We start from the raw sequence: 19,800 nt of genomic DNA, 5'->3' as shown, positions 1-19,800 counted from the left end.
GGGGGGTTTTTCATGGTTCGGCCGGCGCCTCAGTCGGCAACGGCGCGTCGAACCGGCGCGAGATCAGCGCGACCGCCTTGCCCTCGAGATCGTTGCGCCGCTGGATCAGGCTCAGAAGCCGCACCCGCGCGGCGCCGCTCTCGGCCAGGATCTCGACCTCCCAGGCATGCGAGCCGAAACCGGTCAGCCCGGGCCGCAGCGCGCCAAGATCGGTCAGCATCTTGCGGGACACGAAGCCTTGCGACCGGCGGCGGAACAGCAACTGCGACGCGATCCCGGGGTTCTGGAACAGAACCTCCATCAGCAGCGGATCGGCGGTGTTGAGGTTGATCGTCGACGGCACCGGCAGGGCGGTGACATGCGGCGCGAGCCGGGCCAGCGTATCCGGCGCGATGCCCTGGGCTTCGAGATCGGAGAGGTCGCGGACCGCGCCGAGCAGCGCCACGAGTTCGGCAATGCGCCGGGCTTCGGCGGCGTCGATGTCGAGCCGCGTGGCGAGGCGCTGGAACAGCGTCTGCGGGCCGACGGCCGGCGCGGTGAGGAGATTGATATCGAATTTCGCCTGACGGTCGCGCACCTTCACCGAGAACCGTCCTTCCGGCAACGCGACCTCCTCCTGGATGACGCCGGCCCAGGGTTCGGCAAAGTGATCCTCCTCCGGGCCGGTGTCGAGATCCCGACGCAGCGCCGCCAGCACCGAAGCCTCGGCGCCAAGCGCGATCTGTTCGGCCTGCGCCAGCGCGGCGTGGCGGGCGACGATGTCCTGGCCGTCTTCCTGCTGGCGCAGCAGCAACACCACCAGCCCCGACGTGATTGCCAGCACCACCAGCACATTGACCAGGGTGACCCCTGCCTCGCCGCGTCTCATCGGGTGGCCCCCGCCGGCATCGGAAACAGCCGGGTGACTTCGGCCACCTCGCCGCGCTGCGGGAGTTCGAGCCGCAGCGTGAGTTCCGCCGCCCGCGGGCTGGCCGAGGGCTCCGGCCAGGCGGTCTGCCAGCGGCGGGCGCCGTCGAGCAGCCGCCAGCGGGCTTCGCGCACGCCGGTCAGAAGGTGCTGCGGCGGGGTTTCGGGGCCGCGCTGCACCTGTCGGGTGAGCGTGCCCTCTTCCAGCGCGATGCGCAGTGAAAGCGGAGCGTCGGTCGTGGCGCGCAGGAAAGTCAGCCCGCCCTCGTCCAGCACGGCAAAGCCCGGTGCAGCGGTGGCCAGATCGCGGCGCAGCACGGTCAGCGCGCGGTCGATCTCCTCGATCCGGTCAAGCCGGCCTTCGGTGCGGCGCTGCACGTTCAGGGTGGTGTCGAGCATGGTCAACCCGGCGACGCCGATCACCGACAGAATCGCCAGCGCTACGAGCATTTCGATCAGCGTCATGCCGGCGTCGGGGCGCGGCCTCATATCGAGGTGGAACCGATCAGGTTGATGTCACCTGCGCCCACCTCGAGCACCGCGAGGCCGCGTTCGACCAGACCCGAGCTAAGGAAGCGATAGGGGCCGAGGACACCGGTAAAACTCTCCTTTCGGGTCAGGCCCCGTCGGGTCTGCTTGCCGGTCTGGCCCAATATCCGCATTAGTTCGGCCCCGTCATAGGCCAGCCCGGAGATGATGCCGGCGGGCTCGCCGGTCTGTTCTTCATAGGCGCGGGTAAAGGCGGCGAAGCGCAGCGGATCGGGGGCGGCGAACCAGGCGCCGCGCAGGGCGCGCACCGCTTCGAGATCGCGGGCCGCCCATTGGGTGGAGCCGAGGATCCGCGTGTCCTGACCTGCCAGGGCTTCGGCGAAGGGGATCAGGCTGGCCCCGGCCGAAGGCAGGTAGACGCCGTCGGGCAGGCCGCCGCCGGCTTGCAGTTCGGCCAGCACCGTGCCCGGTGTGTCGGTGATGACCGGCGGACGTAGGGTGATGCCGAGCGCCTGGGCGATCGGCACCGCCTCGGCGGCGCTGCGGGCGCCGAGCGGGCCGGGCGGGGCGACGAGGGCGATTTCGCGGATATTGCGCTGTGCCGCGAGGGCAAAGACCGCGCGGGCGGATTGTGCCGGGGTGACGCCAAAGACAAAGGTGTTGCGATCGGCCAGCGTGGTGTCGTTCGACAGGGTGACGATCGGGATGTTGACAGCCGCGGCCACCGTCTTGGTCTGGGCCGAGAATACCGGGCCGATCAGGATGTTGGCGCCGGCCGCCTCGGCGGCCTTGGCGGCGATGACGGCGGTATCGGGCGACGAGCCACTGTCGCGGATTTCGATGCCGATGCCGGGGCCGCCCCCCAGCCGCACCGCCGCCTCGAGCTGCTTGCCGAGCTGCGCCTGTTCGCCGGTCAGCGGCAGCAGGATGGCGGCCTTGCCGGGGCCCTCGGTGGTGCCGCCGATTTCGCCCAGCCCGTCGATCGAGGCACAGCCCGCCAGCCCGGCAAAGCCTGTGGTCAGGGCGAGGAAGCGGCGGCGGGAGGGGCGAAGGAGATCGGGCATTCGGGATTTTCCTGAGGGGTTGCGGCCTTGCTATCAGATCGAAGGTGGCGGGGCCATGCGCGGCCTCATCCGACCAGCGAATTGAGCTGCATGATCGGCATCAGGATGGCCAACACCAGCAGCATCACGATGCCGCCCATCACCAGCAGCACGCCGGGTTCGACCAGCGCCACCAGCGTCGCCACCGAGGCCTTGAGCTCGCGCGCCTGATCGCTGGCGGCGCGGTCGAGGCTCGCTCCCAACGTACCGCCGGCCTCGCCGCTGGCAATCATCGCAATCAACATGGGCGAGAAGATGCCGGCGCGTTTTGCCGCCGAAGAGAGCGCGGCGCCATCCTCGATCTCGCGGGTCATGGTGGCGATGCGGGCGCGCAAATGCAGGTTCGACACCGTGCCGGCGGCGGCGCGCAGCGCATCGGCCAGCGGCACGCCGCTTTGCAACAGCATCGCCAGGGTGCCGGTGAACTGCGCCGCATTGACCCGCTGCACCAGCCGTCGGGTCAGGCGCCCGGTGGCCAAAAGCCGGTGCCAGGCAGCGCGCGGCCCTGGCCGGCGCAGCAGCGCCAGCGTGCCCAGAACAAGCGGCAGGGCGATGGCGGCGATCATCGGGCCGAACCGTTGCAATCCTTCGGACAGGGCGATCAGAGAGCGGGTGAGCGCCGGAAGATCGGCGCCGCGGGCGGTAAAGACCCGCACGATATCGGGCACCACGAAGCCCAGAAGCGCCAGGATCACCCCGATCGAGACCACCGCCAGCAGCGCCGGATAGATCAGCGCCAGCTGGATGCTCTGGCGATTGCGCGATTGCGCCTCGATATGATCGGCGAGCTGGTTCATCACGTCCGACAGCCGCCCGGCACGTTCGCCCGCGCGCACCGAGGCGCGGTACGCCGGGCTGAAACTGGCCGGTTCGGCATCCAGCGCATCGGCCAGGCTCTGACCGTCCTGCACCGCGCTGCGCAGGTTCAGAAGGAACGAGGCGTCGCGCGGCTTGACCTGCTGGTCTGCGGTGATGCGCAGCGCATCGTCGATCCGCACTGAGGCGCCGATCAGCGTGGCGAGTTGCCGGGTGATCAGCGTCAGCCGGCGCAGCGACAGCTTGTGGCGAAACAGCGAGGTCCTGACACCGGCGCGCGCCCGCGTCGCCTCGACGCTGAGCGGCAGCAGGGCGCGGGCGCGCAACTGGGCGCGGGCCTCGGCGGCGCTGGCGGCGTCCAGCAGGCCCTTGGAACGTTTGCCGGCCTGGTCGACGGCGGTATAGAGAAAGGCCGACATCGGTCAGACCCTGTCCCGCACGGCGCGGGCGACGTCTTCGGCGCTGGTCAGCCCGGCTTTGATCTTGGCGATGCCGTCGTCGAGGATGCTGGTGCTGGCGCGGCGGGCCTCGGCGATCAGATCGGCCTCCGAGGCGCCATCGTGGATCATCTGCTCCAGGGTCGTGGTGCCTTCGACCACCTCGTAGATCGGCAGCCGGCCGCGATAGCCCTCTTGCGAACAGGCGTCACATCCCGGCGCGTGATAGGCCGGCGCGCCTTCCCGCATCGCATGGCCCAGCAGTGCCGCATCACGGGCGCTGAGCGGGTGCGGTTCGCGGCAGTCGGGGCAGAGCCGGCGCACCAGCCGCTGCGCCACCAGCCCGCGCAGCATCGGCGCCAGCAGATAGCGTTCGACCCCCATGTCGAGCAGCCGCGAGACCGCGCCGACGGCGGTGTTGGTGTGCAGGGTCGACAGGACGAGGTGGCCGGTCATTGCCGATTCCACCGCGATCTTGGCGGTTTCGGCATCGCGGATCTCGCCCACCATGATGACATCGGGATCCTGCCGCAGCAGGGCCCGCAGCCCGCGGGCAAAGGTCAGCCCGGTCTTGGCCTCGACCTGCATCTGGCCGACCCCGTCCATGGCATATTCGATCGGATCCTCGACCGTCAGAATATTGCGCGCCCGGTCGTTGAGATGCGAGAGCGCGGCATAAAGCGTCGTGGTCTTGCCCGAACCGGTCGGCCCGGTCACCAGCACCAGCCCCTCGGGCGAAGAAAGCATCCGTTCGAAGCGCGCCCGGTCATCCTCGGACAGCCCCAGCGCCGGAATGCCCAGCCGGGTCTGGCCCCGGTCCAGCAGTCGCAGCACCACGCGTTCGCCATATTGCGACGGCAGGGTCGAGATCCGCACGTCAAGCGCATAGCCGCCAACCTTGAGCGACACCCGGCCATCCTGCGGCAGGCGCTTTTCGGCGATGTCGAGCTTGCCCATGATCTTGAGCCGGCTGGTCAAGAGCGGCGCCAGCGCGCGGCGCGGCTCCAGAACCTCGCGCAGGGTGCCGTCGATCCGCAGCCGGACCACGAGGCGGGTTTCTTCCAGCTCGATATGCACGTCAGAGGCGTTTTCCTTGACCGCTTCGAGCAGCAGCGCATTGATCAGCCGCACCACCGGGGCATCGTCCTTCTGATCGAGCAGATCGTCGACCGAGGCGGCAGTCTCGGCCAGCGCGGTCAGATCGGTGTCATCCTCGGCGGCGATCTGCGCCGCCTGGGTGGCGGAATTGCTGTAGAGCCCCGAGAGCGCAGTATCGAAGGCGGTGGCGTCGATCTGGCGAAAGGCGATGGCGCGGTTGGCACAGCGCTGCGCCTCGAGCAGTGCCGAGAGCGGCGCCTTGGCGAGATGGGCGCATTCCGGCGCGCCGTCGTCGGTGTCCAGCAGGATCACGCCGTGGCGGCGGGCAAAGCCATAATCGAGGCGGGCGGTCATTGCAGCGGCTCCAGCGCAAGGGTCAGGGTTACGGCGCCGGGGGTCAGGCGGCGAGCCATGTCAAGCTCGGCCACCTTCAACCCGTGCTCGTCGCGCAGGGCGGCAATCCATTGCAGCGCATCGTCGAATTGCAGCTCCGATACCGCGACGCGGAATTGCCGGCCCTCCGGTTCCAGCCGGGTGAGGGCGATGCCGGCGGCGGCGGCACTCTGGGTGATGCGCTGGCTGGGCGGGCGCGTATCGACCGGGGCGCTGTCCTGGCTGGCGGTGGTATTTGCCTGAGCGGCGACATGGATCAGCGCGTCGAGGCGGGCAATCTCGGCCGCGGTGGCGGCGCGTTCGGCCTCGAGCGGTTTCCACAGCATTTGCCAGATCAAGGCCGCCGGCAGCACGACCGCGGCCAGTCCGATCAGCAGCCGTTCGCGGCGCGAGAGCGAAGCGAAAGCGGAGATCATTGTGCGCTCCTCACGGTCAGGGTCATGCGGGCGCTGCCGCCGCCGGCGGTGACGGCCCCGGCAGCCACATCGAGAGCGGCGGCGCGCAGGGCGGCTTCGGCGGCCTGCAACACGTCGATTCCCTGGGCCTCGGCCTCGAGGGTGAGCGCTGCGTCGCGACCCGACCAGTTGAGATTGGAGAGCTGCACCGGCGTCGCCGCCAGTGCCTCTGACGCCCGCGCCAGAACGGCGAGAAAGCCGGGCGCCTCCTGCCCGCCTGCCGCCAGGCGGCGATAGAGCAGCCGGGGGTCATCGGTGACGCGGGCGCCGGGGACATTGCGGGCCAGAAGCTCGGACGCCTCGGCGCGCAGGGTCTCGACGGTGGCGCGCTGGCGCTGAAGATCGGCAAAGGCGAGGCCGAGGTGCCCGGCGAGCGCCAGCAGGAGGGTAAGCGCCAGCGCGATGGCGGGCGCGCGCAGCCGTTGCGGCGGGGCGAAATCGCCTTGGCGCAGATTGGGCAAGGGGCCCGGCGGCGGCAGATCCTCGGCGCTGCGGCGCCGCGCCGGAAGACCGGCGGGCAGCGCGGCGCCATAGCTGTCGATCACCGGCCGGCCGGCAGCGGCCCAGAGTGCCGCCAGCATGTCGGCCCGGGCGCCAAAGCCGGTGCCGTCCGAGGCCCGCACCAGCACCAGATCGCCCTCGCGCCAGGCGATCCAGCTGCCGCCCTCGCCGTCGGCGGGCGCCGGCACCGGCAACAGGAAATGTTCCGGTGTCACCAGCGCGCCGTCCGCGGCATCGACGGCCAGCGTCATTGCCTCGCGCGACACCGCCGCGGCCAGCATGGCGCCATCGGCAGACGCCCCGCAGAGCGCGTGATGGATTTCGGCCTCGGGGCGGCCGATGTCTTCCTCGAGCGCATAGGGCAACGCCGCGAGCTTTTGTGCCTGTCCGCGCACCGGCAAATGCACCGTATGCAACGTGACGCTGAGTGCTGGAATTACGAATGCAGTTTTGCCGTGCAATCGCTTTGAAATTATTGCGTCCGGCAGGATGGTGCGCGGCAGGGAAATGCCGATCCCGGAGCCGCCAGCGGCGGCAGGCATAACTTCATCGGCCGCCGGATTGACGGAGATTTCAGGATTAACGTCCTGTGAAGCCAGCATTTTTCGGTTCTCTCCACCCTTTGAGCGTGCTATGCTCTACTGTATCTCCTCCGCACGGTTTTTCTAACACCCAATTATAGATACGCTTATCGGGGAGAAAAGTTGCATGTTTGTAGTGCTCAATATGCGTCGCCGCAGACCAAAGCGCCGCCCGGGCCGGGCGTCCGACGCCGGCGTCACCTTGATCGAGATGATGGTCGTGCTGGTAATTATCGCGGTGGTGGCCGCGATGGTGGTGCCCAATGTCATTGGCCGCCCGGATGAGGCGCGGGTCACCGTGGCCGAAACCGACATCCGTTCGATCGCCAGCGCGCTGGAACTCTATCGGCTCGACAACCGGGTCTATCCTTCGACCGCGCAGGGGCTGGCGGCGCTGGTCGAGCGGCCGACGGCGGCGCCGGTGCCGCAGAACTGGGCGCAGGGCGGATATCTGGCGGCGATGCCGGCCGATCCCTGGGGCAACGACTACCTGTATCGTTCGCCGGGCGAAACCGGGGCCTTCGATCTCATCAGCCTCGGCGCCGATGGCCAGACCGGTGGCGACGGCGTGAACGCGGATATCGCACATGGAGTGCAAGTGAGCGCGAAATGACCCGGACGGCCCCCCAGACACGCCGCCCCGACGCGGGCGTCACCCTGATCGAGACGCTGGTGGTGCTGGCGATCATCGGCACGGCAGTCGGGGCGGCGATGCTGGCGATCCCACGGGGCACCGAGGCGCCCGGTGCCACCCGCGAGGCGCGGCTGTTGCAGGCGCGGCTGACCCGGGCGGTGGATGCCAGCCTCGAGACGCTGGCGCCGGTGCGGATGCTCTGGGATCCGACGGGTTACGTTTTCGAGGTCTGGGAGGATGACGGCTGGCAGGCGCATCCGGCGCCGGTGCTGGCGGCGCGGCACGGTTTTCCCGGCGGCGTCTCGCTCGAGGGGGAGGGCACGCTCAGCATCACCCCGGAGCTGCTGCCCCCCGAGGACGGGCCGCTGCGCCTGACCCTGCGTGGCGGCGCCCCGGCGGTGTTGCGGTTTGATGGCTTCGCGGCAATGCTGGAGGCCGGCACATGAGGCGTGACGACGGCTTTACCCTGATCGAGACGCTGGTTGCGCTGGCAGTTCTGGCCACCGGCGCGGTGGCGCTTCTCGGGGTGGTCGAGGATCACACCGGCCGGATCGCCGGGCTGGAAGACCGGGTCACCCTGCGCTGGGTGGCCGAAAACCGGCTGGCGGCGCGCCATCTCGGGCTCGAGGTGCAGCCGGCCTGGGATGCGGTCTTTGGCCGCCGGGCCGCGGTGACCGAGGCCGAGCGGACATTGACCGACGCCGGCCTTACCGAACGGATCGTGACGGTCGAGGGCGCGCGCGGCGGCGTCGTGCTGCGCGGCTATACCTGGTAGGAAAGGGAACGACATGACCGCAAGACAGCTCTGGGCCATGACCGCCCTTGTCTTTGCCGCCGCCCTGGCCAGCCTGGGCTGGCAAGCCAACGAGCGCGGCTGGCTGCGCCTTGCGCGGGTCTCGACCCTGCCGGCGGATATCCTGCGCCCGCTCGACACCGGCTCTGCGGTGGCGCCCGATATCGGCGCGATCCTCGCCTTTGCCCCCTTTGGCCGGCCCGACCGGGTGGTGGCCGAGAGCGACGCCCCGGCGAAACCGGCGCCGACCAAGGTGAACTTCGCCCTGCGCGGCATCCTCGCCTATGCCGACAAGGCGGTGTCGCGGGCCTTTATCTACGATGGCACCGACACCAATGCCTATCGCATCGGCGAGAGCGTCGAAGACGACGTTGTGCTGACCGACGTGCTGGCGGCTTCGGTGATTCTCAAGATAGACGGCACCGAGCACGAGCTGGGATTCGACGGTTTTATCCGCGACGACCTGATCGCCGGCCAGACCGCCCCGCCGACGGCCGATGTCACCGAGGTTGCCGAGGCGCCGAACGATCCGCTGGCGCGGCTGGCCGCCTCGCTGACCGCCGGGCGCGGCTCGCTCGATCTGCGCGAGGCGCCGCCGCCGGAAACCATCGACGATTACATCGACAAGTGGCGCGGCCGCATTCAGCGCGACCCGGCCGAGGTGATGGAGACCATCGGCGTCGAACGCACCGACCGCGGCTATCGCATCAAGCCCGATCCCGACATCGGGGTGACGCTGGCAGGGTTGCAACCGGGTGACATTGTCACGCGGCTTAACGGTCAAGCGGTCGGTAACATTGACAAAGACCGCCAACTTTATGACCAAGTAGCAGCGGCGGGAGTGGCACGGTTGGAAGTCGAGCGTTCAGGAGAAACGCTGCTGATGACCTTCTCGCTGAGATAAGGGAAGGCAATGCGGGCAGTCTGGCAGGTTTTTTACGCGGTGGCGCTTGTCTCGACCTTGGTCGTGGCGCTGCTCGCCGGCGGGCCGCTGATGGCCCAGGAGGACGATGGCGAGACCTTCGTCGTCAACCTTCGCAATACCGAGATCACCGTGCTTGCCGAACAGGTCTCCGAGATCACCGGCCGCACCCTGGTCATCGATCCGGGGCTTCAGGGGCCGGTCACCGTGGTCTCGGCCGAACCGCTGACCCGGGCCGGGGTCTGGGCGCTGTTTCAGTCGATCCTGCGGGTGCGCGGCTTTACTGCCGTCGAAAGCGGCGTCATCTGGGAAGTGATCCCCGAGGCCGAGGCCCGCGCCAAAGGCGGCACGCTGAGCGGCGCCAACGAAGCCGGTTCGCAGGATGTGGTGACCCGGCTGCTGCCGCTCGACCGTCTGCCCTCGGAAGAGGCGGTGCGGGTGCTGCGGCCGCTTGTGGCCGAGAGCGGCTATATCGAGGCGCTGAGCGATCCGAATGCGATCATCGTGTCCGACGCCCGTGCCAATGTCGACCGGATCGCCGCCATCGCCGCCACCTTCGACAGCCCCGAGAGCCTCAAGACCGAGGTGGTTCGCTTTACCTTTGCCGAGGCCGCGACGGTGGCGACGGCGATCACCGAAGTGCTTGGTTCGGCCGGCACCGGTGCGCGGATCTCGGTCGATCCGCAGGCCAATGCGCTTCTGGTGCGCGGCAGCGATGCCGAACTCACCGAAATCCGGCTGCTGGCCGAGAGCCTTGACCGGGCGCCGCGTTCGAGCCCGCAAGAGGTGCTGCGCACCCATATCTATCAGTTGAAATTCGCCGATGCCGAAGCTGTGGCCGAGATCGTCGCCAACACGATACGCGGCGGCGCCGATCTGGCCAATCCGGTGGCCGATGCCGAGGCCTCGGGCGCGCCGGTGCAGCCCGGGGCGGTGACCGAGGTTTCGGTGCAGCCCTCGCCGGAAACCAACGCGGTGGTGATCCGCGGCACGGAACGCCAGGTTGCCGAGGTGACGCAACTCGTCGACGCGCTCGACAAGCGGCGGGCGCAGGTGGTGATCGAGGCGGCAATCGTCGAGGTCTCGGGCGAGGTCGCCGACCGGATCGGCACCCAGCTTGGCATCGGGCCGGATCTGCCGCAGGGGGTCTTTGCCAGCACCTCCTTCGACAGCGGCGGTGCGCCGCTTTCGGCGGTGTTGACCGCGCTTGGCGTGGCGCCGGCCGGGGCGCTGGCCTCTGGCCTGACGCTGGCCGGCACGGTCGATGATTTCGGCATCCTGGTGCAGGCGCTGTCGCAATCCTCGCGCGCCAACCTGCTGTCGACGCCGTCGATCACCACGATGGACAACCGCGCCGCCTCGATCGTGGTGGGGCAGAACGTGCCGTTCCGCACCGGCTCTTTCGCCACCGACGGCAATACCGCCGAACCCTTCACCACCATCGAACGCCGCGATGTCGGCATCACCATGGAGGTGCTGCCGCGGGTCACCGCCGGCGGGGTTGTCCGGCTGGACATCACCCAGGAGGTGTCGTCGCTGGTCAATACCAACGTGCAGGGCGCCGCCGATCTGATCACCAACCGCCGGGTGATCGAAACCACGGTGCAGGCCCGCGATGGCGGCACGGTGGTGTTGGGCGGGTTGATCACCGATGACAGCCAGGCGCTCGACAGCAAGGTGCCGGGGCTGGGGGATGCGCCGCTGGTGGGGCGTCTGTTCCGGTCGAAGAACCGTCAGCAGACCCGCCGCACGCTGTTTGTCTTCATGCGGCCGACGGTGATCGACAGCGAATACAAGATGAAAGACGTGGCGCAGAAGCGTTATCAACGGCTGCGCAAGGCCGATGCCGACGAGCTGCCGCGCAATCTCTTGAAATCGCGCAAGGTCAAGCGGATCCCGTTGGAGATCGACGGGCTGTACTGAGCGCCGGTCTAGGCGGTGAACATGTGACGCCGGCCCACCGCCGACGGCACGACCCGGCTTTCGCCAAATGCTTCGACAAGCTTGTGGGTTGCCCGCCAGCCGGTGCAATGCCCGGGCACGAAAATCTGCAAGTCGAACTGGCGCAGGTCCTCGACGGTTTGCGGAATGATGGATTCGCAATAGGGGCCGGAGAGGTGAAATCCGCCCATGACGCCGTAAAGCGGCACCGGGTCAAAGACCTCCCGGGCGTGGTGCAGCACATTGACCACGCCGGCATGTGAACAGGCGGTGAAAACCACGATGCCGCGATCTCGGACATGCACTGCAACGAAGCGTTCGTCGAGGATCAGCTCATCCGGCTGCCAGCTGCCATCGGCGGCGAGCCGGACCTGGCCCAGCAACCCCTTTTCGTATGACGTCACCCGCGGGATCTCGCCGCTGAGGTAGAACAGGTCGTCCAACAGCAGCTGTGGATTATCGTTCAACGACACCTGTCCGCCGGCCGCCTCGAGTTCTTCGGTCGAGGGCACCTTGGCAAACGGCAGAAGGCTGCCGTCGGCGCGCTGCATGGCGCGATCGACAAACATGCCCCTATTGGCGTAGATCGGGGTCGTGCCGCCGGACTTGGCATCGGAAATGAGCCGCAAGGCCGCGATCATGCCGCCGACGTGATCCCAGTGGCCATGCGAGAAGACCGCCGCATCGATCACCGCCAGATCCACGCCCAACCGGTTGCTGTTCCGGTCGACGCCATAATCTTCGGGCCCGGAATCAAAGAGCATCGTTCGTTGCGTGTCCCCCGACCGGGCCGAAACGATCAGCGACAGCCCCCATTGTGCGCAGCACAGGCACCGCCCCGACAATTCCTGCGCGCCGGCCCGCAGGACATTGGGAATTTCCGCCGTAACATTGTCCGGGACCGTCGACAGGATATCGCTGACATTGTCGACAAGAACGAGGACGTCGCAGGCATCTACAGGTTTCAGTTCCATGGTGATCCCTCCATGACGGGGACAGGATACCACAGGCCCGCGTGAATTTCACACGGCCGCGCCCTCGCAAACGCCGATAGCGGGCGATTGCAACGGGCAAGGATGTTGCGGCCTACAGCCGGACCACGAGCACCGAGGTCTGGGCGTAGCGGGTGATGCGGGCGGCGTTGGGGCCGATGACACGGGTGGCGAAATCGGGCTTGTGCGCGCCAACGATGACCAGGTCGGCCGAAACCGTCTCGGCCGCCTCGAGCACCTTTTCGTATGCCGAGCCCACCACCACGATGCTCTGCACCGGCGCCAGATCCGACAGGAGCTCCCGCTCCATCTGGTGCAGCGCCTCCTGCGCCGATTCCGAGGCATTCTTGAGCGTGCCCTGCTTGAAGAAGGAGCCGACGAAGGTGGAGCCGTAATCCGGCAGCACGGTGACGACGCTGAGCGCCGCCCCCTCGAGCCGGGCCAGTCGGCCCGCCTCTGTCAACAGCGCCTTTGCGTCGTCCTCGTGGGTCAGGTCGATGGCGCAGAGAAACCGCTTGCTCATGCGAAGGCCTCCTCGGGTTGGTCGGTCTGGCGTCTGCGTTGCAACAGGAAGACGATCAGCACCAGAAGCAGCGCCGGGATGTAGAAGATTTCCTTCGGCATGCGGTCGGCCGCGACTTCCAGCTCGACCAACTCCCAATCCCAGTCAATGCCAAGCTGTTCCGACGGCCCGCCAAACTCGAGGTTGTCGACAAAGATACCGCCGTCGTCCTCCTGACGGAACTCGATGCCGGCGCCGGAAGACAGCCGGGCGATGCCCTCCTCTCCGGCGGGGCCGAGCGGCAGCAGGAAGCGGGCATCGATCGGATCGCCGTTGAGGTTCTCGCCCACCAGCCTGACCCGGAGCGAGGCATCGTCTGGCGCGACCTCGGCCATCTGGAAGATTTCCGTTGCCGGGCGGGTTTCGAACTCGGGTGATATCTGGTCGAGGAAGAACCCCGGCCGGAACAGCACGAAGGCGGCGATGAGCAGGATGGCGCTTTCATAGAGCCGCGACTTGACCATGAAATAATTCATCGTCCCCGCCGCAAAGAGCAGCATGGCAATCAGCGCGAATATAAAGACGAATATCGCCTGGACCGGCCCGACATCGATCAGCAGCAAGTCGGTGTTGAAGATGAAGAGGAAGGGCAAGAGCGCCGTGCGGATCGAATAGAAGAAGGCCTGGAAGCCGGTCTTCAGCGGATCGCCCTTGGAGATCGCGGCGGCGGCGAAACTGGCCAGCCCGACAGGTGGCGTCACATCCGCCATGATCCCGAAGTAGAAGACGAACATATGCACCGCCACCAGCGGCACGATCAGCCCGGCCTGCGACCCCAGTTCGACCACGACGCCGGCCATCAGCGAGCTGACCACGATGTAATTCGCCGTGGTCGGAAGCCCCATGCCGAGGATGATCGAGATCACCGCGACAAAGAACAACATCGCCAGCAGATTGCCGCCCGACAGGAACTCGACGAATTCCGCCATCACCTGGCCGATGCCGGTCAGGGTCACGGCGCCGACGATGATGCCCGCGACGCCCATGGCGGCGGCCAGGCCGATCATGTTGCGCGCGCCGGCGATCATGCCTTCGGCGATGTCGGAAATGCCTTCGCTGATATGGCCCATGACGTTGCCCTCGCCGCGGAAATACGCCTTGAGCGGGTTTTGCGTCAGCAGGATGAACAGCATGGCGATGGTCGACCAGAAGGCCGAGAGGCCCGGCGATTTGCGTTCGATCATCAGCAGGTACATCAACAGCAGGATCGGCATCAGGTAGTGGATGCCGGTCTTGAAGATCTCCTTGGTGGGCGGCAGATGCTCCATCGATTCAAGGCTCATCGCCAGGTCTTCGCCCTGGGCCGCATAACGCACGGCGGCCACATAGGCCGCCAGCATGATCGCGACGATCACCCAGAGCGAGGCGCCGCCAAAGGCGCTGCCGATCGCACCGACGATCACCCCGGTCAGGAACAGCGTGCCGCCGGCGATGACGATGGAAATGGCGATGATGAAGATCGCGCCGAGGATGAACTTGACCGGGTGCATGCGGCTGGTGCCGGTCATGCCCATCTTGAGCGCCTCGAGATGCACGATATAGACCAACGCAAAATAGGAGATCGCGGCCGGTACGATGGCGGTCTTGACCACTTCGACATAGGAAATGCCGACGTATTCCGTCATCAGGAAGGCCACGGCGCCCATCACCGGCGGCGTCAGCACGCCGTTGATCGAGCTGGAGACCTCGACCGCGCCGGCCTTGGTGGCGGGAAAGCCCACCTTCTTCATCAGCGGAATGGTGAAGGTGCCGGTGGTGACCACATTGGCAATCGACGAGCCCGAGATCAGCCCGGTCGCCGCCGAGGCGATCACCGCCGCCTTGGCAGGACCGCCGCGCAGGTGGCCCAGGGCCGCGAAGGCGAGCTTGAGGAAATAGTTGCCGGCGCCCGCCTGGTTGAGCAGTGAGCCGAAGAGCACGAAGAGAAAGACAAAGCCCGAGGAGACCCCGAGCGCCACGCCAAAGACGCCTTCGGTGGTCAGCCACATATGCGACATGGCCTTTTCGAAAGAGGCGCCTTTCCACTGCACCACTTCCGGCAGGCCCGACCAGGAGCCGAAGAAGACATAAGACAGGAAGAACAGCGCCACCGCCATCAGCGGAATGCCGAGCGAGCGGCGGGCGGCCTCGAGCAGCAGGATCAACCCGATGCCGGCCATGATCAGATCGACCGTGTTGGGGTTGCCGGTGCGGTTGGCGACGCCGCGATAATCCCACCACAGGTAAGAGGCGGCGATTGCGGCGACAATGGCGATGACCCAGGTCAGCGCCGGAATATGGTGCCGGGGCGCGCCCTTGTAGCCGGGAAAGGCGAGATAGGCGAGCAGCACGGCAAAGCCGAGGTGGATGGCGCGGGTCTGGGTGTCGTTCCAGACGAAGCCGACCATGAAGGGCAGGGGAGAGGCGATCCAGAGCTGATAGATCGACCAACAGAGCGGAATGACCCAGAGCGCGCGCCGCCCAAGGGCGTCATGCGGTGCCCGGCCCCCCGTGTCGGCATCTGCCACGATATCGTCGAGCGCCGGATCGGGCCCCGGCTGTCCGCGCTTTTGTTCCATCGGTATCCCCTGTTGGCTGCGGATGCGCTGGCCCCGCAGGGCCGCGCGCCGCTTGTTGGTTGCCGGCGGCGCGTCGAGGCGCCGCCGGTCAATGTCAGGCCGCGGGGCCGTGCCCCGCGCGCCGGCTTACATCAGGCCGGCTTCCTTGTAGTACTTCTCCGCGCCCGGGTGCAGCGGGGCCGAGAGACCGTCCTTGACCATCTCTTCCTTGGTCAGGGCACCAAAGGCGGGGTGCAGCTTCTTGAAGTCATCGAAATTGTCGAAGACCGCTTTCACCAGCACATAGACCACCTCGTCGGGGGTATTGGCATCGGCCACGATGGTGGCTTTCGGGCCCCAGGAGACCACGTCGGAATCATTGCCCGGATACATGCCACCGGGAATGTTCGCTTTGGCATAGGCCTTGTTCTGCTCCAGCACCCGCTCGAGGTTCGAGGTACTCAGGTCAAGCAGCTCGATGTCGCAGGTCGAGGTCGCTTCCATGGTCGAGCCATTGGGCAGGCCGGCGGCCCAGATCGCGGCATCGATGTTGCCGTCGCAGAGCGCGGCCGCCTGTTCCGAGCTTTTCAGCTCGGCGGCGAGACCGAGGTCGCCGGGGGTGATCTCGTTGGCGGCCATCAGCACGTCGGCCAGCGCCCGGGTGCCCGAGCCGGGGTTGCCGATATTGACCGCCTTGCCCTTCATGTCGGCGACCGACGAGATGCCGGTGCCGGCGCGTACCATGACGTGCAGCGGCTCGGGGTGGATCGAGAACACCGAACGCAGGTCGCCATAAGGCTCGTCGCCGTCAAAGGCGCGGGCGCCTTCCATCGCGGCGGTCTGCACGTCGGATTGCACCACGCCGAAGTCGAGCTCGCCATTTCGGATGGTGCGGGTGTTGTAGACCGAACCGCCGGTCGATTCGACCGAACAGCGCACGTTGTGCTCTTTGCGGTCCTTGTTCACCAGACGGCAGATCGCGCCGCCGGTGGGATAATAGACCCCGGTGACACCGCCGGTGCCGATGGTGATGAATGTCTGATCCTGAGCCTGGGCCGCAGTGCCCATGGCCGCCACCGCGGCCGCGGCCGCAGTGAATTTGAGATGTGCAAACATTATGGTCTCCTCTGTTCAGTCTTCTTTGAGTTGTCAGACCTCGGTCAGTTTCCGGGTCTGTTCCTCCGTTGCACGTATTCGCGCTTCGGCTTCGGGGCCGACGCGGGACACCAGCATCGACATCATTGTTTCAATCAGCACAAGGGTTGCCGTGTAGGAAGAAAAGAAATTTGCTGTCTGTGAAGGTACGATAAACGGATGGTCGGCAACTTCAAGCGCCGGGCAGGCGTGGCTGTCGGTCAGGACGATGGTGGTGAAACCATTGGTCCGCGCCACACGCACCGCGCGAACGCTGGCCTCGGCATAAGGCGATTTCGTCAGAACGATCACCGCGTCGCCGGGCGACATGCTGGCAAAGGCCGCCGCCGTCGAGGCGCCACTGCGCCCGGCGACCGACCAGTTGCGGGCGAAGAATTGCGCCTGATAGCCGATGTAGTCGGCAATTCCGGCCGAGCCCAGCAGCCCGACCAGCAGAACCTTGTCGGCGCCGTGCAGCGCCTCGACCGCTGCCGCGAGCCGGGCACCGGAGATCGTGCGTTCGAGCTGCGCGATGTTCTGGGTGCAGATCCCGGCCTGGCGGTGCAGGAAGGTCTCGGGCGCCTGATCGCCTCGGCGCAGCGCCTCGGCCCGATCGGCATAGGGCACCAACCGCTCGCCCATGGCGGCACGCTGGGTTTCGCGCAGGGATTCGTAATCCTTGAAGCCCAGAATGCGGGCCAGCCGCGAAAAGGTGGCCGGAGAGACGCCGCTCGACTGCGCCATCGCCCGCAGCGATCGGGTGGCCACATCCACCGGGTTCGAGGCCACGTAATCCGCCGCCCGCCGCAATTGCGCGCTGAGATTGACATATTCGGCGCTGATACGATCCTCGATGGTGTCCGGCACAGAATCCCCTTTCCGTCTGAAACTGAGCGTTTCAAACGTTTTGTGTGTTGTCAACTCCTGAAACAAGTGTTTCATGCAGTCAGCCTCACGATGGCCAAGCAGGAGACCCCCATGTCCGAGACATTGCCCGAACACGCCTCAGTTGTCGTCATTGGCGGCGGCATCATGGGGTGCTCGACCCTTTATCACCTTGCCCGGATGGGGGTCGGCGACGCCGTCCTGGTCGAGCGCAACCAGCTCACCTCGGGCACCACCTGGCATTCGGCGGCGCAGGTGCGGGCGCTGCGCCATTCGCGCAACCTGACCCGGATGATCCAGTATTCCGTCGATCTTTACGCCCAGCTCGAGGAAGAGACCGGCCAGAATGTCGGCTGGATTCAGAAAGGCTCGCTCTCGATCGCGACCAACCCCGACCGGCTGACCCATATCCGGCGGCAGGAGGCGCTGGCCCATGCCTATGGCATCGATGCCCGTTCGATCAGCGCCGGCGAGGCCAAGGAACGCTGGCCGCTGATGAATGCCGAGGACGTGCTGGGCGCGGTCTGGTCGCCCGACGACGGGCGGGTGTCGCCTTCTGATGTCTGCGCGGCGCTGGCCAAGGCCGCCCGCAAGCGCAATGCCAGGATCTTCGAACAGACCGGCGTGACCGGCATCCTGACCGAGAACGGAAGGGTGCGCGGCGTCGAGACGACGCGCGGCACGATCCGCTGTGACGCCGTGGCGCTCTGTGCCGGGCTCTGGTCGCGTGAGGTCGGGGCGATGGCGGGGGCCGAGGTGCCGCTTCTGGCCTGCGAGCATTTCTACCTGCTGACCAAGCCGGTCGAGGGCATCACCGGCAACATGCCGACGCTCTCGGACCACGACAATCATCTCTACATTCGCGACGACAGCGGCGGTCTGCTGGTGGGGTGTTTCGAACCGATGGGCAAGCCGATCGCGCCGGGCGTGCTCGACGAGAATTTCGAGTTCCGCCTGCTGCCCGAGGATTGGGATCACTTCGAACCAATGATGATGAACGCCCTGCACCGGCTGCCGGCGCTGGAAACGGCGGAGGTGAAATCGTTGCTCAACGGGCCCGAGAGCTTTACCGCCGACGGCACCTTCATGCTGGGCGAGACGGCCGAGACGCGCGGGCTTTTCCTTGGCTGCGGGATGAATTCGGTCGGCATGGCCTCGGGCGGCGGGGCAGGGATGAACCTGGCGCATTGCATCGTGCATGGCCACACCGCCTATGATCTCTCGGAGGCCGATGCCAAGCGGTTTGCACCGGTGTTCAACTCGGTCGAACATCTGATGGCCCGGGCGCCGGAAATCCTTGGCACGCATTACGAAATCGCCTTTCCCGGCAAGCAGCTCAAGACCGCGCGCGGGCTGCGCCTTCTGCCGCTGCACAAGGACTACGTGGCCGCCGAAGCGCGGTTCGGCCAGGTCTACGGCTGGGAGCGGCCGCTTTACTTTGGCGGCGAGGCCACACCGGCCCTCACCTTTGGCCGGCCGCCCTGGTTCGATCAGGTCAGAGCCGAGGTCGCGGCGGCGCATGAGCGGGCGGCGATCTTTGACGCCTCGCCCTTTGGCAAGATCGAGGTGCAGGGCCCCGACGCCGAGGCGTTTCTGCTGCGCAGTTGCGCCGGCTACATGGCGCGCAAGCCCGGTTCGGTGATCTACACCGCCGTGCTGAACGACCGGGGCACGTTTGAATCCGACATCACCGCCCATCGCATTGCCGAAGATCACTACCGCCTGTTTGTCGGCACCGCGGCGATCAAGCGCGATCTGGCCTGGTTCCGCCGGCACGCCGAGGGCTTTGACGTTACCCTGACCGACAGCACCGAAGATTACGCGGTACTCGGCCTGATGGGGCCCGAGGCGGCGCGGATCGCGGCGGACTGCGGGGCGCCCGAGCTGAACGATCTGGGGTACTTCAAGGTCGGCCCGGCGCATATCGCCGGCCATCACGTGCGCGCGGCGCGGATGTCCTATGTCGGCGAGGCCGGTTGGGAGATCACCTGCCGCGCCGAGAACGCCCCGGCGATCTACGCCGCACTGACCGGGGCGGGGGCCACGCCTGCCGGGCTCTACGCCCAGACCGCGATGCGGATCGAAAAGGGCTTCTGCGCCATGGGGCACGAGCTTGACGGCGATGTGACCCCGATCGAGACCGGGCTCGACTTTGCCATCCGCAAAACGGGCGGGTTCATTGGTGCCGAGGCATTGGCGGCGCGTGGTGCCGCCGGCGCGGAAAACCACGTGATCTCGCTCACCTTTGACGATGCCGAGGCAGTGCCCCTTGGGCACGAGCCAATCCACGCCGAAGACCAGATCGTCGGCCAGACCACTTCGGCCGCCTTCGGCTTTCGTATTGGCGCGCCGGTGGCACTGGGCCATGCCAAGGGCCTCGGCGACGGGCAGCGGGTGCAGGTGGATATCGCGCGGCGCCTGTTCGACGCGACAGTCACCCTCGGGCCGCTCTTTGACAGGGAAGGCGCACGGATGAAGCCCTGAGCCGCCCCTGCCGGAAAGGCGGGGTTCGCCCCGCTTTTTACCGATTTTGGCGCGCAGCTATTGACGTCTTGGCAAGGGAAGCCGAGCATTGTTGCCATCACATATTGACGTCGCGTGTTTTTGGGACCGGCATTCAG

At 67.0% G+C, this 19,800-nt stretch carries 18 protein-coding genes; 6 read left to right on the top strand and 12 right to left on the bottom strand.

The genetic code is table 11. The features are described 5' to 3' along the window. Positions 1-10: 10 nt before the first annotated feature. The 7 genes from BMW90_RS22035 to gspL form a co-directional block, all read right to left on the bottom strand. Positions 11-868 (bottom strand): type II secretion system minor pseudopilin, encoded by an 858-nt coding sequence (locus BMW90_RS22035; RefSeq protein WP_074839311.1) that lies wholly within the window; start codon positions 866-868, stop codon positions 11-13. Continuing rightward, complete coding sequence (locus BMW90_RS22030; protein ID WP_074839309.1) at positions 865-1,395, bottom strand: PulJ/GspJ family protein; 531 nt, start codon at positions 1,393-1,395, stop codon at positions 865-867. The genes BMW90_RS22035 and BMW90_RS22030 overlap by 4 nt, the downstream gene beginning before the upstream one ends. After that, positions 1,392-2,459: an ABC transporter substrate-binding protein gene (locus BMW90_RS22025; RefSeq protein ID WP_074839307.1), complete on the bottom strand. Its 1,068-nt coding sequence runs from the start codon at positions 2,457-2,459 to the stop codon at positions 1,392-1,394. The genes BMW90_RS22030 and BMW90_RS22025 overlap by 4 nt, the downstream gene beginning before the upstream one ends. A 65-nt stretch (positions 2,460-2,524) precedes the next feature. Continuing rightward, positions 2,525-3,733, bottom strand: a complete 1,209-nt coding sequence (locus tag BMW90_RS22020; protein ID WP_074839304.1) for a type II secretion system F family protein — start codon at positions 3,731-3,733, stop codon at positions 2,525-2,527. A gap of 3 nt (positions 3,734-3,736) precedes the next feature. After that, a complete protein-coding gene (locus BMW90_RS22015) occupies positions 3,737-5,203 on the bottom strand; it encodes a GspE/PulE family protein (RefSeq protein WP_074839301.1) in 1,467 nt (488 codons plus the stop codon). Further along, the gene (gene gspM, locus BMW90_RS22010; RefSeq protein WP_074839298.1) at positions 5,200-5,658 is read right to left on the bottom strand and encodes a type II secretion system protein GspM; all 459 of its coding nucleotides are present in this window, start codon (positions 5,656-5,658) and stop codon (positions 5,200-5,202) included. Before gspM ends, BMW90_RS22015 begins: the two co-directional genes overlap by 4 nt. Continuing rightward, positions 5,655-6,740 carry a type II secretion system protein GspL gene (gspL, locus tag BMW90_RS22005; protein WP_275937333.1) on the bottom strand — a complete coding sequence of 362 codons (1,086 nt, stop codon included), beginning with the start codon at positions 6,738-6,740 and terminating at the stop codon, positions 5,655-5,657. Before gspL ends, gspM begins: the two co-directional genes overlap by 4 nt. 166 nt (positions 6,741-6,906) lie before the next feature. Here gspL and gspG point away from each other — a divergent pair, with 166 nt between their 5' ends. Genes gspG through gspD form a run of 5 tightly spaced genes read left to right on the top strand, consistent with a single transcriptional unit; the run spans position 6,907 to position 11,051 of the window. Next, positions 6,907-7,392, top strand: a complete 486-nt coding sequence (gene gspG, locus BMW90_RS22000) for a type II secretion system major pseudopilin GspG (protein WP_083416155.1) — start codon at positions 6,907-6,909, stop codon at positions 7,390-7,392. Beyond that, a complete protein-coding gene (locus BMW90_RS21995; RefSeq protein ID WP_048534313.1) occupies positions 7,389-7,859 on the top strand; it encodes a type II secretion system protein in 471 nt (156 codons plus the stop codon). The genes gspG and BMW90_RS21995 overlap by 4 nt, the downstream gene beginning before the upstream one ends. Further along, on the top strand, positions 7,856-8,188 hold the full coding sequence (gene gspI / locus BMW90_RS21990; RefSeq protein ID WP_053083396.1) for a type II secretion system minor pseudopilin GspI: 333 nt from the start codon (positions 7,856-7,858) through the stop codon (positions 8,186-8,188). Before BMW90_RS21995 ends, gspI begins: the two co-directional genes overlap by 4 nt. A 13-nt stretch (positions 8,189-8,201) precedes the next feature. Further along, on the top strand, positions 8,202-9,110 hold the full coding sequence (locus BMW90_RS21985) for a type II secretion system protein N (RefSeq protein WP_074839293.1): 909 nt from the start codon (positions 8,202-8,204) through the stop codon (positions 9,108-9,110). Between the two features lie 9 nt (positions 9,111-9,119). Beyond that, positions 9,120-11,051, top strand: coding sequence for a type II secretion system secretin GspD (gspD, locus tag BMW90_RS21980; RefSeq protein WP_074839290.1), 1,932 nt, complete (start codon positions 9,120-9,122; stop codon positions 11,049-11,051). Positions 11,052-11,059: 8 nt separating this feature from the next. Here the strand turns inward: gspD and BMW90_RS21975 are convergent, their stop codons facing one another. From BMW90_RS21975 to BMW90_RS21955, 5 genes are all read right to left on the bottom strand, one after another. Further along, complete coding sequence (locus tag BMW90_RS21975) at positions 11,060-12,043, bottom strand: MBL fold metallo-hydrolase (RefSeq protein ID WP_074839287.1); 984 nt, start codon at positions 12,041-12,043, stop codon at positions 11,060-11,062. A gap of 112 nt (positions 12,044-12,155) precedes the next feature. After that, on the bottom strand, positions 12,156-12,584 hold the full coding sequence (locus tag BMW90_RS21970) for a universal stress protein (protein ID WP_048534318.1): 429 nt from the start codon (positions 12,582-12,584) through the stop codon (positions 12,156-12,158). After that, positions 12,581-15,181, bottom strand: coding sequence for a TRAP transporter permease (locus BMW90_RS21965; protein WP_074839284.1), 2,601 nt, complete (start codon positions 15,179-15,181; stop codon positions 12,581-12,583). Before BMW90_RS21965 ends, BMW90_RS21970 begins: the two co-directional genes overlap by 4 nt. 126 nt (positions 15,182-15,307) lie before the next feature. Beyond that, the gene (locus BMW90_RS21960) at positions 15,308-16,276 is read right to left on the bottom strand and encodes a TAXI family TRAP transporter solute-binding subunit (RefSeq protein WP_048534322.1); all 969 of its coding nucleotides are present in this window, start codon (positions 16,274-16,276) and stop codon (positions 15,308-15,310) included. A 33-nt stretch (positions 16,277-16,309) separates the two neighbouring features. Then, positions 16,310-17,161, bottom strand: a complete 852-nt coding sequence (locus tag BMW90_RS21955; RefSeq protein ID WP_211568998.1) for a MurR/RpiR family transcriptional regulator — start codon at positions 17,159-17,161, stop codon at positions 16,310-16,312. 111 nt (positions 17,162-17,272) lie between these two features. Between BMW90_RS21955 and BMW90_RS21950 the strand changes: the two genes are divergently transcribed. After that, positions 17,273-19,663 carry a GcvT family protein gene (locus BMW90_RS21950; protein ID WP_074839282.1) on the top strand — a complete coding sequence of 797 codons (2,391 nt, stop codon included), beginning with the start codon at positions 17,273-17,275 and terminating at the stop codon, positions 19,661-19,663. Positions 19,664-19,800: the final 137 nt, after the last annotated feature.

The sequence above is a fragment of the Marinovum algicola genome, assembly GCF_900109145.1.
Lineage (GTDB): Bacteria > Pseudomonadota > Alphaproteobacteria > Rhodobacterales > Rhodobacteraceae > Marinovum > Marinovum algicola.
Note: the sequence above shows the minus strand (reverse complement) of the source record. Positions and strands in the feature narration are given on the sequence as shown.

Coding starts and splice junctions, on each gene's coding strand:
- BMW90_RS22035 (WP_074839311.1), bottom strand. CDS start 868: ATGAGACGCGGCGAGGCAGGGGTCACCCTGGTCAATGTGCTGGTGGTG.
- BMW90_RS22030 (WP_074839309.1), bottom strand. CDS start 1,395: ATGAGGCCGCGCCCCGACGCCGGCATGACGCTGATCGAAATGCTCGTA.
- BMW90_RS22025 (WP_074839307.1), bottom strand. CDS start 2,459: ATGCCCGATCTCCTTCGCCCCTCCCGCCGCCGCTTCCTCGCCCTGACC.
- BMW90_RS22020 (WP_074839304.1), bottom strand. CDS start 3,733: ATGTCGGCCTTTCTCTATACCGCCGTCGACCAGGCCGGCAAACGTTCC.
- BMW90_RS22015 (WP_074839301.1), bottom strand. CDS start 5,203: ATGACCGCCCGCCTCGATTATGGCTTTGCCCGCCGCCACGGCGTGATC.
- gspM (WP_074839298.1), bottom strand. CDS start 5,658: ATGATCTCCGCTTTCGCTTCGCTCTCGCGCCGCGAACGGCTGCTGATC.
- gspL (WP_275937333.1), bottom strand. CDS start 6,740: ATGCCTGCCGCCGCTGGCGGCTCCGGGATCGGCATTTCCCTGCCGCGC.
- gspG (WP_083416155.1), top strand. CDS start 6,907: ATGTTTGTAGTGCTCAATATGCGTCGCCGCAGACCAAAGCGCCGCCCG.
- BMW90_RS21995 (WP_048534313.1), top strand. CDS start 7,389: ATGACCCGGACGGCCCCCCAGACACGCCGCCCCGACGCGGGCGTCACC.
- gspI (WP_053083396.1), top strand. CDS start 7,856: ATGAGGCGTGACGACGGCTTTACCCTGATCGAGACGCTGGTTGCGCTG.
- BMW90_RS21985 (WP_074839293.1), top strand. CDS start 8,202: ATGACCGCAAGACAGCTCTGGGCCATGACCGCCCTTGTCTTTGCCGCC.
- gspD (WP_074839290.1), top strand. CDS start 9,120: ATGCGGGCAGTCTGGCAGGTTTTTTACGCGGTGGCGCTTGTCTCGACC.
- BMW90_RS21975 (WP_074839287.1), bottom strand. CDS start 12,043: ATGGAACTGAAACCTGTAGATGCCTGCGACGTCCTCGTTCTTGTCGAC.
- BMW90_RS21970 (WP_048534318.1), bottom strand. CDS start 12,584: ATGAGCAAGCGGTTTCTCTGCGCCATCGACCTGACCCACGAGGACGAC.
- BMW90_RS21965 (WP_074839284.1), bottom strand. CDS start 15,181: ATGGAACAAAAGCGCGGACAGCCGGGGCCCGATCCGGCGCTCGACGAT.
- BMW90_RS21960 (WP_048534322.1), bottom strand. CDS start 16,276: ATGTTTGCACATCTCAAATTCACTGCGGCCGCGGCCGCGGTGGCGGCC.
- BMW90_RS21950 (WP_074839282.1), top strand. CDS start 17,273: ATGTCCGAGACATTGCCCGAACACGCCTCAGTTGTCGTCATTGGCGGC.